The 15,098-nt window shown below is 68.6% G+C and carries 14 protein-coding genes; 3 read left to right on the top strand and 11 right to left on the bottom strand.

Annotated elements, in window-relative coordinates:
* Positions 1-27 precede the first annotated feature (27 nt).
* Positions 28-390, top strand: a complete 363-nt coding sequence (locus tag DS837_RS04940; RefSeq protein ID WP_211102086.1) for a response regulator — start codon at positions 28-30, stop codon at positions 388-390.
* A 40-nt stretch (positions 391-430) separates the two neighbouring features.
* Here DS837_RS04940 and DS837_RS04935 read toward each other — a convergent pair whose 3' ends face one another.
* On the bottom strand, positions 431-1,660 hold the full coding sequence (locus tag DS837_RS04935; RefSeq protein WP_149163712.1) for a sensor histidine kinase: 1,230 nt from the start codon (positions 1,658-1,660) through the stop codon (positions 431-433).
* Positions 1,661-2,318: 658 nt separating this feature from the next.
* Between DS837_RS04935 and DS837_RS04925 the strand changes: the two genes are divergently transcribed.
* On the top strand, positions 2,319-2,756 hold the full coding sequence (locus DS837_RS04925) for a hypothetical protein (RefSeq protein ID WP_149163710.1): 438 nt from the start codon (positions 2,319-2,321) through the stop codon (positions 2,754-2,756).
* Between the two features lie 46 nt (positions 2,757-2,802).
* Here the strand turns inward: DS837_RS04925 and DS837_RS04920 are convergent, their stop codons facing one another.
* From DS837_RS04920 to DS837_RS04885, 8 genes are all read right to left on the bottom strand, one after another.
* A complete protein-coding gene (locus DS837_RS04920; RefSeq protein WP_149163709.1) occupies positions 2,803-3,579 on the bottom strand; it encodes an SDR family NAD(P)-dependent oxidoreductase in 777 nt (258 codons plus the stop codon).
* 38 nt (positions 3,580-3,617) lie between these two features.
* On the bottom strand, positions 3,618-4,532 hold the full coding sequence (locus tag DS837_RS04915; protein WP_149163708.1) for an SMP-30/gluconolactonase/LRE family protein: 915 nt from the start codon (positions 4,530-4,532) through the stop codon (positions 3,618-3,620).
* Positions 4,529-6,073, bottom strand: a complete 1,545-nt coding sequence (locus DS837_RS04910) for a tripartite tricarboxylate transporter permease (RefSeq protein ID WP_149163707.1) — start codon at positions 6,071-6,073, stop codon at positions 4,529-4,531. The genes DS837_RS04915 and DS837_RS04910 overlap by 4 nt, the downstream gene beginning before the upstream one ends.
* A 48-nt stretch (positions 6,074-6,121) precedes the next feature.
* Positions 6,122-6,634 (bottom strand): tripartite tricarboxylate transporter TctB family protein, encoded by a 513-nt coding sequence (locus DS837_RS04905; protein WP_149163706.1) that lies wholly within the window; start codon positions 6,632-6,634, stop codon positions 6,122-6,124.
* A gap of 81 nt (positions 6,635-6,715) precedes the next feature.
* Positions 6,716-7,681, bottom strand: a complete 966-nt coding sequence (locus tag DS837_RS04900) for a Bug family tripartite tricarboxylate transporter substrate binding protein (protein WP_145624488.1) — start codon at positions 7,679-7,681, stop codon at positions 6,716-6,718.
* A 77-nt stretch (positions 7,682-7,758) separates the two neighbouring features.
* Positions 7,759-8,409, bottom strand: coding sequence for a 2-dehydro-3-deoxy-6-phosphogalactonate aldolase (locus tag DS837_RS04895; protein WP_149163705.1), 651 nt, complete (start codon positions 8,407-8,409; stop codon positions 7,759-7,761).
* A gap of 5 nt (positions 8,410-8,414) precedes the next feature.
* Positions 8,415-9,407, bottom strand: coding sequence for a 2-dehydro-3-deoxygalactonokinase (locus DS837_RS04890; RefSeq protein WP_149163704.1), 993 nt, complete (start codon positions 9,405-9,407; stop codon positions 8,415-8,417).
* Positions 9,371-10,210 (bottom strand): IclR family transcriptional regulator, encoded by an 840-nt coding sequence (locus DS837_RS04885; protein ID WP_149163703.1) that lies wholly within the window; start codon positions 10,208-10,210, stop codon positions 9,371-9,373. Before DS837_RS04885 ends, DS837_RS04890 begins: the two co-directional genes overlap by 37 nt.
* Positions 10,211-10,491: 281 nt before the next feature.
* Here DS837_RS04885 and clpB point away from each other — a divergent pair, with 281 nt between their 5' ends.
* Positions 10,492-13,161 (top strand): ATP-dependent chaperone ClpB, encoded by a 2,670-nt coding sequence (clpB, locus tag DS837_RS04880; RefSeq protein ID WP_149163702.1) that lies wholly within the window; start codon positions 10,492-10,494, stop codon positions 13,159-13,161.
* 48 nt (positions 13,162-13,209) lie between these two features.
* Here clpB and DS837_RS04875 read toward each other — a convergent pair whose 3' ends face one another.
* Entirely contained in the window at positions 13,210-14,028 is an 819-nt protein-coding gene (locus DS837_RS04875) for a cytochrome c oxidase assembly protein (protein ID WP_149163701.1), read from the bottom strand.
* Positions 14,029-14,105: 77 nt separating this feature from the next.
* Positions 14,106-14,873 carry an FCD domain-containing protein gene (locus DS837_RS04870; RefSeq protein WP_247889773.1) on the bottom strand — a complete coding sequence of 256 codons (768 nt, stop codon included), beginning with the start codon at positions 14,871-14,873 and terminating at the stop codon, positions 14,106-14,108.
* Between the last annotated feature and the right edge of the window lie 225 nt (positions 14,874-15,098).

Genomic DNA, 15,098 nt, shown 5'->3' with positions numbered 1-15,098 from the left:
GCATCGGCTCCCGCTGAGTCGAAAGCCATGATCCTCATCGTGGACGACACGCCGGACAACCTGAAGCTGCTGAGCGGACTGCTGAAGGAGAGCTACAGGGTGAAGGTCGCCAACAACGGGCGCAAGGCGTTGGAGATTGCCGCCTCCATCCCGGCGCCCGATTTGATCCTGCTGGACGTGGTGATGCCGGAGATGGACGGCTACGAGGTCTGCGCCGCCCTGAAGAAAGCGCCGGCAACCCGCGACATCCCGGTGATCTTCCTGACGGGACGGGCCGACGAGGCCGATCGGGAGCACGGCTTCGCCATGGGGGCGGTGGATTACATCGCCAAGCCGGTCGATCCTCCGGCAGTGCTGCAGCGGGTTGCCGCCCGCATTTCGGCATCCTGACATCCGGTTCCCATGCGAGGCGCGGCGTTGCGCGCCGGCGTCAGGCCGGCGCTTCGGCCAAGGCGGAGACGCGCCGCGGCATGCGGACGACGAAGCTGGCTCCGCCGCCGGGCAGGCTTTCCACATCGATGGTCCCCTGAAGCACCTGATGGACGAGGTTGAAGGCGATGTAGAGCCCCAGCCCCGGAAATTCGATGCCTCGGCGGGTGGTGAAGAAAGGATCGAACAGCTTGGACAGGTGGTCCGGGTCGATCCCCTTGCCGTCGTCGGACAGGCGCAGTTCCACCCAATCCTCCTCCAGTGGCGTGACCGCCAGGGTGACGCGTCCGCTCTGGCCCGGTCGAAAGGCATGGGCAACGGCGTTGCGGATCAGGATGGACAGCACCTCCGACAGCGGGCCGGGATGGCTGTCGATGGTCAGCCCGGCGGGGCAGGAAATGGAGAGGCTGTGCCCGGCCTCGCGCAGGTGCGGGTCCAGCCCGAACAGCGCGTCGGACAGATAGTCCTTGAGGTCGAACACCCGCCGTTCCGAGCCGGCGCGGTCGACCACCACCTGCTTGAAGCTCTGGATCAGATTGGCGGTACGCACGATGTTGGTGGTGACGAGCAGCGTCCCTTCCCGCGCGTTCTCCAGAAACCGGGCAAGGTCGGACTTGCGGATCGCTCCGCTCTGGAATTGCGAGGCCAGCGATTCGACGAGCCCGGAGAGATGGGACACCGCGGTCAGGGCCACGCCGATCGGCGTGTTGATCTCATGCGCTACGCCGGACACCAGCAGGCCCAGCGCCGCCATCTTCTCCGTCTGGATCAGATGTTGCTGCGTTTCCTCCAACCGGCTGTGGGCGGCGCGCACCTCCTCCACGGTCGCCCGCAGCGAATCGGCGGTGGCCTTCAATGACAAGTGGTTTTTCACCCGCGCCAAGACGATGGGGGGGCTGATCGGCTTGCTGATGTAATCGACCGCTCCCAGGTCCAGCCCGAATTTCTCGTCCTCGACGGACGTTCTGGCGGTGAGGAAGATCACCGGAACGTCGCAGGTCCGCGGATCGGCCTTCAGGCGGCGGCACACCTCGTACCCATCCATGCTCGGCATCATGACGTCGAGCAGGATCAGATCCGGCGGATGGTCGGAAAAGGCGACGCGCAACGCGGCATCGCCGTTGTTCACGGTCTTGACAGCATAAATAGATTTCAGGTGGCTGCTCAGCAGCGACAGGTTGTCGGCGGTGTCATCCACGATGAGAATCGTCGCCTTCGTCGGTGCTCCCATATCCGCCCCTTCCTCTTGCGGCGGAAAGGGACGATCCGGCACTGCCCCCGATCAGGGGCGCCGGCCACAACCAGTGCATGACCGGTCCGCAGAAACACCCTCGTCCGCCAAAGGGACATTACAACGCGATCTTTTATCGGCAAAGACAATTTGTCGGTGCCATTCGCTCCATAAGAGACCGTTTCTGATTATGTTCTGCCGGAAAAACAACTGCATTTTAAGCATCGCCCGACATTACCAAACGCCACGTCCTGTCATGGGAACCGGCCGGTGCTCGATGGCGTTTCCGTGTCCGCGAGCGGCGGGCGGGACGCGAAAAAGTGGTAGCCCGCCCCCACCCGTCAAACTGTCACAGACCACCCGTATAGTCCGTCCAACTTTGGAAATGCTTCGTGAATCCAGCCATGCCGACGCCGACACACGCCCGTACGACACCACCTCTTCCCACGCCCAAGCTGCATTGCGCCTGCTGTGGGCGTCCGTTCACCCGCGCATCCGGCCGCGGCCCCGCCCCGCTCTACTGCTCGGCCGACTGCCGGACGCAGATCCGCATCCGCCAGCGGGTGTGGTCGAACCGGCCCGGCTACGCCACGAGCGGCCCGACAAACCACCGGACGGTCAACCACCGGGACGCCCGGTTCAAGACGGCTTGCGCATCATGATGAAGCTGGTGATCCACGACCGCCATTCCGCCGCCGGGCTGATCCTGCCGGAGGTCGGCCATATGCGCGACGTCGTGCGCGCCCTGCGCGGGCTGGAAACGGTGGACAGCGCGTCGGTGCTTCTGGAGGCCTTCGCCCGGCGCTGTCTGGAGGCCGGCGTGGCCTTCGATTCGACGGACCCGCTGACCGCCTGCTCCTTCTGCACCCATCTGGTGGAGGTGGAGGTCCATGCGGAGGACGGGGCGGCTCCCGTCCAGTTCGTCCGGCTCTACGACCGTGACGCCGACGGCATCCTCTGCCGCCGCCATCACGGCACCCTGCACGCGGTGGCCCGCCAGCTGCGGTGCGAGGATGGCGGGCCCTCCCCCACCCTGCCGGCCATCGCCGCCAAAACGGCGGCTTTCACCGCCGCGATCCCGCCGCGCCCGCTCTGACCAAGCGGACGCGGACGGAACCACCAAGCGTTACGGCATGTGCCCTTTACGGCATGTACTGGCCGCCGTTGACGTCGAGAACCTGCCCGGTGATGTAGCCGCTGCAGGCGTGCGACGCGAAGAACAGGAAAGTCGGGGCGCATTCCTCCGGACGGCCGAAGCGGCCCATCGGGAAGCCGGAGCCGATGCGGGCCTTGGTGTCCTCGTCCTTGTCGGCGTGGAAGGCCGTGTCGAAGGTGCCCGGCGAGACCATGTTGAAGCGGATGCCGTCCTTGGTGTGGAAGGCCACCCAGTTCTTCTGGATGTTGTGCAGCCACGCCTTGGCCGCGCCGTACAGGCCAGCACCCGGACCGCCGCCGGTGTAGCCGGCGACCGAACCGACCGAGATCACCGAAGAGGTGGTGCCGTTCTGCGCCGCCGCGGCCTTCAGGTGCGGCAGGGCGTGCTTGGTCACCATCAGCGCGGAGCGGGAGTTCAGGTCGGTCACCGCGTCGAAGAAGTCGTCGTCGATCTCCGGCAGCGGCTTGCGCGCGACCAGACCGCCCGCGTTGTTGATGAGCACGTCGAGGCCGCCGAAGCGCTCCACGAAGGCTTCGACGAGCGTGCCGCACGCCGCGCTGTCCGACACGTCGGCCGGGAGGAAGACGACCTCGCCGCCCAGCCCGTTCAGACGAGCCAGCGTGGCCTCCAGGTCCGCCGGGACGCGGCGGCCGTTCATGGCGACCTTGGCGCCGGCGCGGGCGAACGCTTCCACCGCCGCGAGGCCGATGCCCTGCGTGGAGCCGGTGATCAGAACGCGCTTGCCCTTCAGATCGTCAAACATTCCTTGCCTCTCGTGTCTTGGTGTCGTTTTGGCTTGGCTCAATCGGCCGGGCGGGGTTCCGGCAGGCCCTGGGCGCCGGGATCGAACATCAGGACGCGCCCGCCATGCGGGTCCTCGGCGAGGTCCGCCGGCCCGCGGCTGAGCGAGGTGACCAGCATCGTCCGCAGGTCCGGCCCGCCGAAGGCGCACATGGTCGGCTTGCGCATCGGCACCTCGATGCGGCGGTCCAACTCGCCGTCGGGGGTGAAGCGCTTGATGCAGCCCTCGTCCAGGCAGCAGATCCAATAGCAGCCGTCGACGTCCACCGCGGCACCGTCGGGACGCCCGACCATCGACCGCATGTCGACGAAGGGACGACGGTTGGCGGCGGTGCCGGTGTCCGTGTCGTAGTCCCAGGCCCAGACCATCCGCACGTCGCGGTGGCTGTCGGACGCGTAGAGGGTGCGTCCGTCCGGGCTGAAGGCGGAACCGTTGGGGATGATGTAGCCGCCGGTCCCCGTCTCGGTCAGGCCGTCGGCCCGGGTGAAGCGGTGCCACAGGCCGGAGGCGTCGCCCTTGCTGATGTCCATGACCATGCTGGACAGCCAGAACCGCCCCTGCCGGTCGCAGCGCCCGTCGTTGAAGCGCATGCCCTCCTTGGGGAAGCGGTGGGTGGCGAGGGTGGTGACCGCCGCCTCCCCGCCTTCGCCCGGCAGATCCACGTCGAAGACGCCGGTCTCGCAGGCGCAGACCGCGCCGCCGTCCGGACGCAGCACGAGGCTGCCGATCATCTCCGGCAGGGTCCAGCGACGGTGAGCGCCGCTGGAGGGGTCAAGCCGGTGGATGGTCCGCGCCGGGATGTCGATCCAGGTCCACAGGCCCCGCTCGGCGTCCCAGACCGGATTCTCGCCGGTGCCGTTGCGCAGGTCGGGATCGAAGACGGCCTCCAGGCCAACGCTCGTCACGGTCGTCATTCCGGGGTCCCCATGCGGCTGCTCCCGGCGGCCGGGTTGATCGTCGTCGGTCCACCGGGCGAGCGTTGCGCCCACAGGCGGCGCAGCAGCGGGAGCATCAGCGTCAGGATCGCGATGGTCAGCAGGACCGCTGTGATCGGGCGGGTGTAGAGGAAGTCGTAGCTGCCGTTGGACAGCGACAGCGCGCGGCGGAAATTCGCCTCCGCCATCGGCCCCATGATCAGGGCGAGCACGACGGGCGAGGCCGGGAAATCCCACTTCTGCATGAAGTAGCCGACGACGCCGGCGGCCAGCATGATCCAGATGTCGAACATGCTGTTGTTGATGGCGTAGGTGCCGACGATGCACAGCGCCAGGATGAACGGCGTCAGCACCGACTTCGGCATCTGCAGGATGCGCCCCATGAAGCGCAGCGAGCCGAGGCCAACCACCAGCATGAAGACGTAGCAGACCAGCATGCCGGCGAACAGCGTGAAGACCAGATCGGCGTGGTCCTTGAACAGCAGCGGACCGGGCTGCAGCCCCTGGAGCGTCAGGGCGCCCAGCATCACGGCGGTCACCGCGTCGCCGGGGATGCCCAATGTCAGCATGGTCAGCAGCGCGCCGCCGGTGCAGCCGTTGGCGCCGGATTCGCAGGCGGCGACGGCGCCCAGTTCGCCCTTGCCGTAATTCTCCGGCGTCTTGCTGAAGCGCTTGGCCTCGTTGTAGGCGACGAAGGCGGCGATGTCGGCGCCGGCGCCGGGGATCATGCCGATGACGATGCCGAGGCCCGAAGAGCGCGCGATGTTGCCCAGCTGGCGGCGGAACATGTGCCAGGGCGGAATGATGCGGTCGAGCGCCGCGGCCATGCCGGCGCGGACCTGCGGGTCCTCCAACGACTTGAAGGCTTCGGCGGCGGCGAACAGGCCGATCATCACCGGGATGAAGGGCACGTTGAACAGCTCGGTGTAGCCGCCGGTGTAGCGCGGGAAGCCGCCCATCGGATCGAGTCCGACGGTCGCCAGCAACAGGCCGAGGAAGCCGGAGATCAGGCCCTTGATGACCGAGACGCCGGAGATGCTGGCGATGATCGACAGGCCGAAGACGGCGAGCGCGAAGGACTCCGACGCGCTGAATTCCAGCGCGAAGCGCGCCAGCACCGGGGCGAGGAAGATCAGCACGAAGACGCTGGCCGTGCCGCCGAGGAAGGACGAGAAGGTGGCGGTGCCCAGCGCGATGCCGGCCTGGCCCTTCTTGGTCAGTTCGTACCCGTCGATGGCGGTCGCCGCGGCGGCCGGGGTGCCGGGAATCTTGAGCAGGATGGCCGTGACCGACCCGCCGTAGATGCCGCCGAAGAAGACGCCGGAGATCATCAGCAGGCCCGACAGCGGGTCCATGCCGAAGGTAAAGGGCAGCAGGATGGCGACGCCCATCGTCGCCGTCAGGCCGGGCAGCGCACCGATCACGATGCCGAGCGCGACGCCCACAAGCGCCAGCAGCAGGGCCATCGGTTGGGCGAGCAGCGTCTGCGCGCCCTTGAGAAGCATATCGAGTTCGTACATTTCACACCTCCGCTGGCGGGGTGTTGCGGCGGGCCGGGACGGTCGGGATCATTCGAACAGGCTCCCGGTCGGCAGCGGCACGTTCAGCGCATAGACGAAGGCGACGTCGATCAGGATGGTCAGCCCCACGGCCAGCACGGCGTTCATGATCAGGTTGCGCCGGCCCATCAGCCACATCAGGGCGAACAGGTAAGGCACCGTCGCGACCATGTAGCCGACATGCTCCATGGCGAACAGGCACAGCGCGGTCAGGGCGATGCCGATGGCCACGGTGCCGTAGCTGATCTTCGGCCCGACCTCCGCCGGATCGTCCGGGGGAGCGGCGGGCGCCCGCAGCGTGTTGAAGACCAGGATTGCGCACAGCACCAGCAGGGCCACGGCGAAGATGATCGGGAAACGGGCGGGGCCGACGTCGGTTTCCAGCATGGTCGGCGGGAAATCACCCGCGACGATGATGGCGGCGACCGCGACGGCCATGACCAGGGCGGCGATGACCAGCGTGGCAAGGCGGTCCTGCGGGCGCAGGCCGACCTTGCCGCCCGGAGCGGGAGCGTTGCTCATAAATGAATCTCCTTCGGACGCCCGGCGGCCCGAAGGCCGCCGGGGACACGCCGGGGATGCGGCTTGCGTGAACGGCAAGCCTTACTTGGACAGGCCGATCTGCTTCATCAGCACCTTGAACATCTCGGCATCCTTCTCCATGGCCACCTTGTACTCCGGGCCGTCGAGATAGGCGTAGCTGAGGTTCATCTTGGCCAGCTGGTCGCGGAAGCCCTGCTCCTCGACCGCCTTCTTGGAGGCCGTGCGCAGCGTCTCGACGATGTTCGCCGGGGTCTTCTTCGGAACGACGATGCCGCGCCAGGTGGCGACCGTCACGTCGATGCCCTTCTCCTTCAGCGTCGGGGCGTCCGGGAACGCCTTGGAGCGCTGGTCGTCCATCACGGCCAGGATGCGCAGCGTGCCGGCGGCGACGTGGCTGGACACCTCGGCCGGGCTGACGCTGACGGCCTCGATGTGGTTGCCGAGAAGTGCCGTGACCGCCGGGTTGGCGCCGTCATAGGGGATGTGGCTGAACTTCAGGCCGGACTTGGTCGCCAGGGCCTCGGCGGCGAGGTGCCAGATGGCGCCGGTGCCGGAGTTGCCGATGCGGACCTTGCCCGGATTCTCCTTGGCGTAGGCCAGGAACTCCTCGATGGTCTTCCACGGCGCGCCGGCGTTGACCGTGATGGCGCTCGGCTCCGCGTTCAGGCGGGCGATCGGGGTGAAATCATCGGCCGTGAAGCGGGCGACGCCGAGGTTCGGCAGGGTGGTGATCTCCACGGTGCCCATGCCGATGCGGTAGCCGTCCGGACGGGCGGCCATGATCTCCGACAGGCCGACGGCGCCGCCGCCACCGGTCTTGTTCACCACGCCGACCGACTGCGGCAGGTGGCGGTTCACGGCGTCCGCATAGGCGCGGGCCACCAGATCGGTGCCGCCGCCGGCCGCGTACGGAACGATCAGCTCGATCGCCTTAGTCGGGTACTCGGCGGCCTGCACGGCGACCATCATCGTGGCGGAAGTCAGCGCGCCGACAACGGCGCCGGTGACGAAACGATAGCCCTTCATGAGCGTTCTCCCTGGAACATTGCTTGTGGTGGTGAGGAGGAGAGAAAAGAAATGAACCCGTTGTTGCCGTGGCCCGGTCAGCGCGGGTTCAGGCGCCGCCACGCGGCGACGAAGGCCTCCGCCCGAACGCCGACCTCGGCGGCGGACAGGCCCGGCGCGTAGAGCGCCGATCCAAGCCCGAAGCCGGCCACGCCGGCCTCCAGGAACGGCGCCATGGTGTCCGGGGCGATGCCGCCCACGGGCAGCAGGCGGGTGCCGGCGGGCAGGATGGCGCGCATCGCCTTGATGATGCGCGGGCCGACCAGCTCCGCCGGGAAGATCTTCAGGGCGTCGGCCCCGGCTGACAGCGCTGCGAAAGCTTCCGTCGGTGTGGCGATTCCGGGCAGGCTGACCAACCCCGCGGCCTTGGCGGCGCGGATCACCGCCGTGTCGGCGTGCGGCATGACGACCAGATCGGCGCCGATCTCCTTGAGCCGGGTCACCTGCTCCACCGCCAGGACCGTTCCGGCGCCGACCAGCGCGTCGCGCGGCAGCAACCGGCGGACGGCGGCGATGCTGTCGAACGGATCGGGCGAGTTCAGCGGCACCTCGATCATGCGGAAGCCGCTGTCGTAGAGCGTCTGCGCGACGCCCTCCGCCTCGGCGGGGGTCAGGCCGCGCAGGATGGCGACCAGCGGCAGGGCGGAAAAGGCGGCGTCGAAGCGAGCCTTCAAGGACTCATCGGACATGGTCGTCACTCCCCCGCCGGCGCGATCAGGCCGGCGGCTACGGCAAACTGGAAGAGCCCACGCGGGGCGGTGTTCTCAAGCCGGTCGGTGGGCTCGACGCCCAGCAGCTCCAGGCCGCGCACGTAGCGGCGGCAGAGCGCGCCCTCGCCGATCAGCAGCAGCGGACGGCCCTCGTGCAGTTCGTTGCGCATATGGCCGAGGCCGGAGATCAGCTCGTGGCCGATCAGCAGGCCGGACAGGTAATCCTTCAGAATCTCCGCCGGCATGCGGCGGGTGATGCCCAGCGTGCGCGCGGCGAAGATCTGGTGCGTGAAGTCACCCGGCCCGCTGGCCTGCGCCGCCCGCACACCCTCGGCGAAAGCGGCATCGGACTCGACCTCTGTCGGGGCGGCGTCCGACGGCATCAGCCGGCCGAGGATCGAATGCTTGCACAGCACGGCGAAGGTCTCGCCGGTCATGTAGGTGGAGAAGCGGATCATGCGCCCACCCACAATCTCCACCCATTTGGAATGGGTGCCCGGCAGCACCATGCAGGCGTCGCGGCCCCAGTCGGGACGGTCGGCCAGCACGCCGGCGATCTGGATCTCCTCGCCGCGCAGGATGTCCGGCGGGCCGCTCGGCGGGTCGTAGAGGACGCCCGGCGCGATCAGGATGCGGGACCCCGACGCGCTTTCCACCGGGATGGCCTGCGAGGCCAGGGTGGTCGTGTCGGCGGGGCAGCGGACATAGGGGGCCTCGCGCCAGCCCTGGGCGCTGCCGACCATGCCGCCGGCCACGACCGGCAAGCCCGGATATGCTGCCAGCCAATCGCCGCACAGGTCGGTGAAGGCCTGCTCGAAGCCGGTGATGCCCGGCATCGGCAGATTCTGGATGCCGTGCGCGTTGGCGCGCTGGTCCAGCACCCGCCCGTCGCGGCCCATAAGGAAGCCGCGCAGGCTCGAGGTTCCCCAGTCGAGGGCGATCAGCGATGCCCCGACGCCCGTTCGTCCCGTTTCCATCCCAAATCCTTTGAAATCGCGTCGGCGACCGCCCGGACGATGGGTCCAAGCTCCTCCATCCGTTCGTCCGGCATGTACGGCACGGCACTCGCCACGCTGATGGCGGCGACGACCTGATTGCGGACGTCACGGATCGGCGCGCCGACGCAGCGGATGCCGATTTCGTTTTCTTCAAGGTCGAAGGACCAGCCGCGGTCCACATAGGCGGCCAGCCGGGATTCGAACTCCGGCCAGGGCGCCAGCGGGGGCCGTTCCGGCGCCGCCGCGGTCAGGCGGAGCGCGTGTTCGTACAGGTCGGACCAGCGCTCGCGCGGCAGGCCGAGGAGAAGCGCCTTGCCCAGCCCCGTGGAGGCCAGCGGCATGCGCAGGCCGATGCGCGACCGCATCTCCAGCCCGCGCGTGTTCGGAATCTTGTCGAGGTAAAAGACCTCCGCACCCTCGACGACGCCGAGATGGACAGTGTCGCCGGTCTGGCGGGCCAACTCCTCGATGTGCGGGCGGGCGATGGCGACCAGCGGGCGCTGCTCCAGCGCGCGCATGCCGAGCGCGATCAGCTTCGGCCCGAGCAGATAGCCCTTGTAGGGCACGTGGTGCAGATAGCCGTCCTGGGTCAGGCTGTTGAGCATCCGGTGCGTGGTGCTGCGCGGCGTACCCAGCCGGGCGGCGATGCCCTTCACGTCACCGATGCCCGCCGCCACGCATTCCAGGAGGGCGAGGCCGCGCATCAGCGTCTGGGTTCCGGATGCCTGCGGCTTCTCCGGCGACGCTTGTGCATCGAGCGGATTTGCTCCGATGCCGGCCATATCCTCCCTCCCGCGTTGTTGTCCGATATCTGGCATATCAGTTTCCACCACTTTATGAAGGTGTGCGTAGTGTGTCAAATAAATAAATCATCGTCCATATAGTGAGACATTGTGAGCGCAGAACAGCCTTGCCCTGCCGCCGGAGCGACTGTCTTGATCGCGGCGTTACCCCTGCCCATCTGTTCCCTTGAGGCGACCGGGGCCGCGCATGGTGCGGGCCACACAGGCCGTCTTCCCGCGCCTTCGCAAAGGGCGGGAACCATAACGATACGGAGTGCCTGATGGACTTCGGTCTGTTCACCGACCGCGCGCGCGGCGTCATCCAGGCTGCGCAACTGGCGGCTCTCGCCGGACGCCACCAACAGCTCATCCCCGAACATCTCGTGAAGGCCCTGGTCGAGGACGCCGACGGCGTGCCGGCCAAGCTGATCCGCGATGCCGGTGGCGACCCCGAGCTTTTGAAGACCGCCGCCGAGGAAACCCTCAACCGCCAGACCCGTGTGGATGGCGAAGGGCCGCACCCGATCTTCATGTCCCCGGCGCTCGCCGGCGTGCTTCAGAACGCGGTCGAAACCGCGCGCGGGGCCGGCGACAAGTTCGTCTCCCCCGAACGGCTGCTCGAATCGCTGGCCGCCCAGGGCGGCGCCACCCGCGCGCTGTTCCACCGCGCCGGTGTCGATCCGGCGGTGCTGGTCGAAGGCGTCGAGTCGCTGAGCAAGAACCGTCCCGCCGACCGGCAGGAGGATTCGCAGATGGGCGAGGCGCTCGCCAAATACGCCCGCGACCTGACGGAGGAGGCCCGGCAGGGCCGTCTCGACCCGGTGATCGGCCGCGACGACGAGATCCGTCGGACCATCCAGGTCCTGGCCCGGCGCACCAAGAACAACCCCGTGCTGATCGGCGAGCCCGGCGTGGGCAAGACCGCCGTGGTGGAGGGTCTGGCCCAGCGGCTGGCGTCCGGCGACGTTCCGGAGGGGCTGAAGGACCGGCGCGTGCTCGCGCTCGACCTCACCGCCCTGCTGGCCGGCGCGAAGTTCCGCGGCGACTTCGAGGAGCGGCTGAAGGCCGTCCTGTCGGAGGTTCAGCAGGCGGCGGGGCGCATCATCCTGTTCATCGACGAGCTGCACTCGCTGATCGGCGCCGGCCGCACGGACGGCGCGATGGACGCCGCCAACATGCTGAAGCCCGCGCTGGCGCGCGGCGAGTTGCGCTGCGTCGGCGCCACCACGCCGGACGAGTACCGCAAATACATCGAGAAGGACGCGGCGCTGGCCCGCCGCTTCCAGCCGGTGAACGTCGACGAGCCGTCCGACGAGGACGCCGTGTCGATCCTGCGCGGCATCAAGGGCAAGTACGAGGTGCACCACGGCGTGCGCATCGCCGACGCGGCGGTGGTCGCGGCGGTGCAGCTCTCCGCCCGCTACATCGCCGACCGCCGCCTGCCCGACAAGGCCATCGACCTCGTCGATGAGGCGGCCAGCCGCCTGCGCATGGCCATCGACAGCAAGCCGGAGGCGCTGGACGCCGTCGGCCGCCGCGTCGCCCAGCTGAAGATCGAGCGCGAGGCCCTGAAGTCCGAGCCGGACGCCGCGTCCCAGGAACGTCTGCACAAGCTGGAGGCCGAACTGGCGGTGGACGAGGCGAAGCTGACCGCCATGGAAGAGGAATGGCGCGCCGGCCAGTCCCGCCGCACCGAGGGCCGCCGCCTGAAGGAGGAGCTGGACCAGGCCCGCACCAAGCTGGAGCACGCGCAGCGCGACGGCGACTGGGCCAAGGCCGGCGAGCTGGCCTACGGCGTTGTTCCCGATCTGGAGAAGCGTCTGGCCGAAGCCGAATCCCGCGCCAACGCGGAGCGGGAGGAGGTGACGGCGAAGGACATCGCCGCCGTGGTCACCCGCTGGACCGGCATCCCGGTCGACCGCATGCTGGACAGCGAGCGGCAGCGGCTGAAGGGCATGGAGGACCGGCTGGCCGAGCGCGTCGTCGGTCAGGCGGAGGCGGTGCGCGCCGTGTCCAAGGCGGTGCGCCGGGCGCGGGCCGGGCTGAAGGACCCGAACCGTCCCACCGGCTCCTTCCTGTTCCTCGGCCCGACCGGCGTCGGCAAGACGGAGCTGGCCAAGGCCCTGGCCGCCTTCCTGTTCGACGACGAGACCGCGGTGACCCGCGTCGACATGTCGGAGTATATGGAGAAGCACTCCGTCGCCCGCATGATCGGCTCGCCCCCGGGCTATGTCGGCTATGACGACGGCGGCACGCTGGCCGAGAAGATCCGGCGCCGGCCCTATCAGGTCGTCCTGCTGGACGAGGTGGAGAAGGCTCATCCGGACGTGCTGAACGTGCTGCTCCAGGCGCTCGACGACGGGCGGCTGACCGACGGGCAGGGCCGCACGGCGGACTTCCGCCACGCGATCCTGATCATGACGTCGAACCTGGGGGCGGACGCCCTGACGGCGCTCGGCGAGGACGACAGCCTGGAGGGCGCCCGGGTCGAGGTGATGGACGCGGTGCGCCGCGCCTTCCGGCCGGAATTCCTGAACCGGCTGGACGACGTGCTGATCTTCCGCCGGCTGGGGCGCGAGCAGATGGCTCACATCGTGGACATCCAGCTTGCCCGCGTCGCCGACCGTCTGGCGGAGCGCGGCCTGTCGCTGACCGCCGACGACGCGGCCCGCGCCCGGCTCGCCGACCTCGGCTGGGACCCGGCCTTCGGCGCCCGTCCGTTGAAGCGGGCCGTGCAGAATCTGGTGGAGGACCCCATCGCCGAGCGGCTTCTCGACGGCGAGGTGGACGAACGCTCGACCCTGCACCTGTCGACGCGGGACGGCCGCCTTACCCTGGACGGCGTTCCCGTCGAGGAGGACCGCGCCACCGGCTTCAAGGCCCCGGAACGCCCGCCGCTGGGCTTCGCCCTGACGGGCAGCGGCGGCGGACGCAGCGCGGCCGTCCACTGACCGTGATGCGTAACAAAAACCCCGGTCCGCGAGGGCCGGGGTTTTTCCTTACGAGCGCTGCCGCTCCGGCACCATCAGCCAGCGCGCCAGGGCATAGAGGTTGAGCGCCACATAGACCGCCGCCCCGACCACCCCCATGATGAGTCCGCCGAGCTGCTGGTCGGCCAGGGCGGACAGGCCCCAGGGCGCCGTCGTCTCCAAATGATAGACGAACAGCGGCTGCGGGGCGAAGATCAGCAGGGCCGCCAGGATGGCGAGGTGGACCGAGGTGCCGAAAGCCGACAGCAGGCCCCTCCCCCGCATCGCCGGGCCGTCCGGGGCCAGCACCGTTCGCCACGCCGCGACCGCGCCGACGAGCAGGCTGGCGTGCATGATCCAAAGCACCGCGTCGAAGCGCAGCGCCGCCATGTAGGGTCCCGGCAGGTGCCACACCCAGAGGAACAGTCCGAACAGACCCCAGGCAATCTCCGGTACCGCCAGGGGTGACGCCAGGGCCCGCGTCCAGCGGGGCAAGCGCACCTCCCCCATCGGCCAGGACAGGACCAGCAGAGGCGCCGCCACCTGGATGGTCAAAAGATGCTGGACCACCCGCGCCGAGAACAGGGCGGAGGTCAGGTTGCACAGCGGCGACACGAAGGCGGCGAACAGCACCAGCCACCCGGCGGCGAAGCACCAGGGCTGATGTGGCGCCATGGCCGCCCCATGCCGCTTAACCAGCGCCGCATATCCCACGGCGGCCAGGGCGAAGACGGACAGCAGGACCGGGTCGCCGTTCCAGGCGCTCCAGAACCCGTCCGGCACCGGCGGGGCGCCGCAATAGGGAATGATGGACGGCAGCGTTTCGGCAAGTGGCGTTGCGGCGGGCACGGCTGGACCTCCCTTGGCCTACAGCCTTGTAAAACCGCGAAAGGCCCTTGGGTTCCCGAATGACGACCGAACGGAGCTCAGGCCCGTTCGGCGGTTTCGATCAGGTCGGTGCGCCCGATGCGGCGCAGCGAAGCCTCCAGCCGCGTGTCATCTTCGCGGATTTCGCGCAGGGTGTGCAGCGTAAACATCACATGCGCCTCAGCGGCCGCATGGGCGGCCTCGGCGTCGCCGGCCAGCACCGCGTCGGCGATGGCCAGATGCTGATCCAGCAGCAGGTTGCGCACGCCGGGCCGGGTGTAGAGCCGGTCGCGGTTGTAGAACACGTCGTTGCGCAGCATCTCCGACAGCGCGCCCATGATGTGCAGCATCACCGTGTTGTGCGCCGCCTCGTAGAAGGCGAGGTGAAGCTGGGCATCCACATCGGCCTCTTCCGACGGGTCGTCCTTCCCATGGGCGTCGCGCATGCGCTGGGCCAGAGCGCGGATCGCCTCGCGGTCGAGATCGGTCGCCCGCTGCGCGGCCAGCTTGGCGGCGGCCGCCTCGATGGAGCTGCGGAACTCGAGATAATGGAAGGGCGCGTCCGGATCGGATTGCAGCAGCGCCGCCAGCGGGGCGGCGATGGGCGCCAAGAACTGCGCGATGTGCGTGCCGTTGCGCCCGGAGACGAGCAGCCCGCGCTCCTCCAGCTTCTCCAGGGCATCGCGCAGGGACGGGCGCGAGACGTCCAGCTTGAGCGCCAGATCCCGTTCCGGCAGCAGCTTCTCTCCCGGGCGCAGGACGCCCTCCCGGATCAACGCCTCCAGATGGTCGGCGATGGCGTCCGCCAATTTGGCCGGCTTTATCATTCCCTTGCCTTGCCCCTTGCCCTGCCCCGTGCCCTGCATCCGCAGAAATCCCGCCTTATCCAGAAGGTTAGATATCGTCACGGTGGTCGCTCGTCCAGCCCTGCCGCATCCATGACACCGTTTCCCGGCCGCTCCACCATCGAATGGGTCCAGTGGTAATACCATGGACAAGAAAAAGTCTCACGCGACGCTGACGGTAAATTGAATTTTCCCTATTGCCAACCA

Origin of the sequence: Azospirillum brasilense, assembly GCF_008365405.1 — a bacterium.
Classification (GTDB): Bacteria; Pseudomonadota; Alphaproteobacteria; order Azospirillales; family Azospirillaceae; genus Azospirillum; species Azospirillum brasilense_D.
This window is presented reverse-complemented; position numbering and strand designations above follow the sequence as displayed.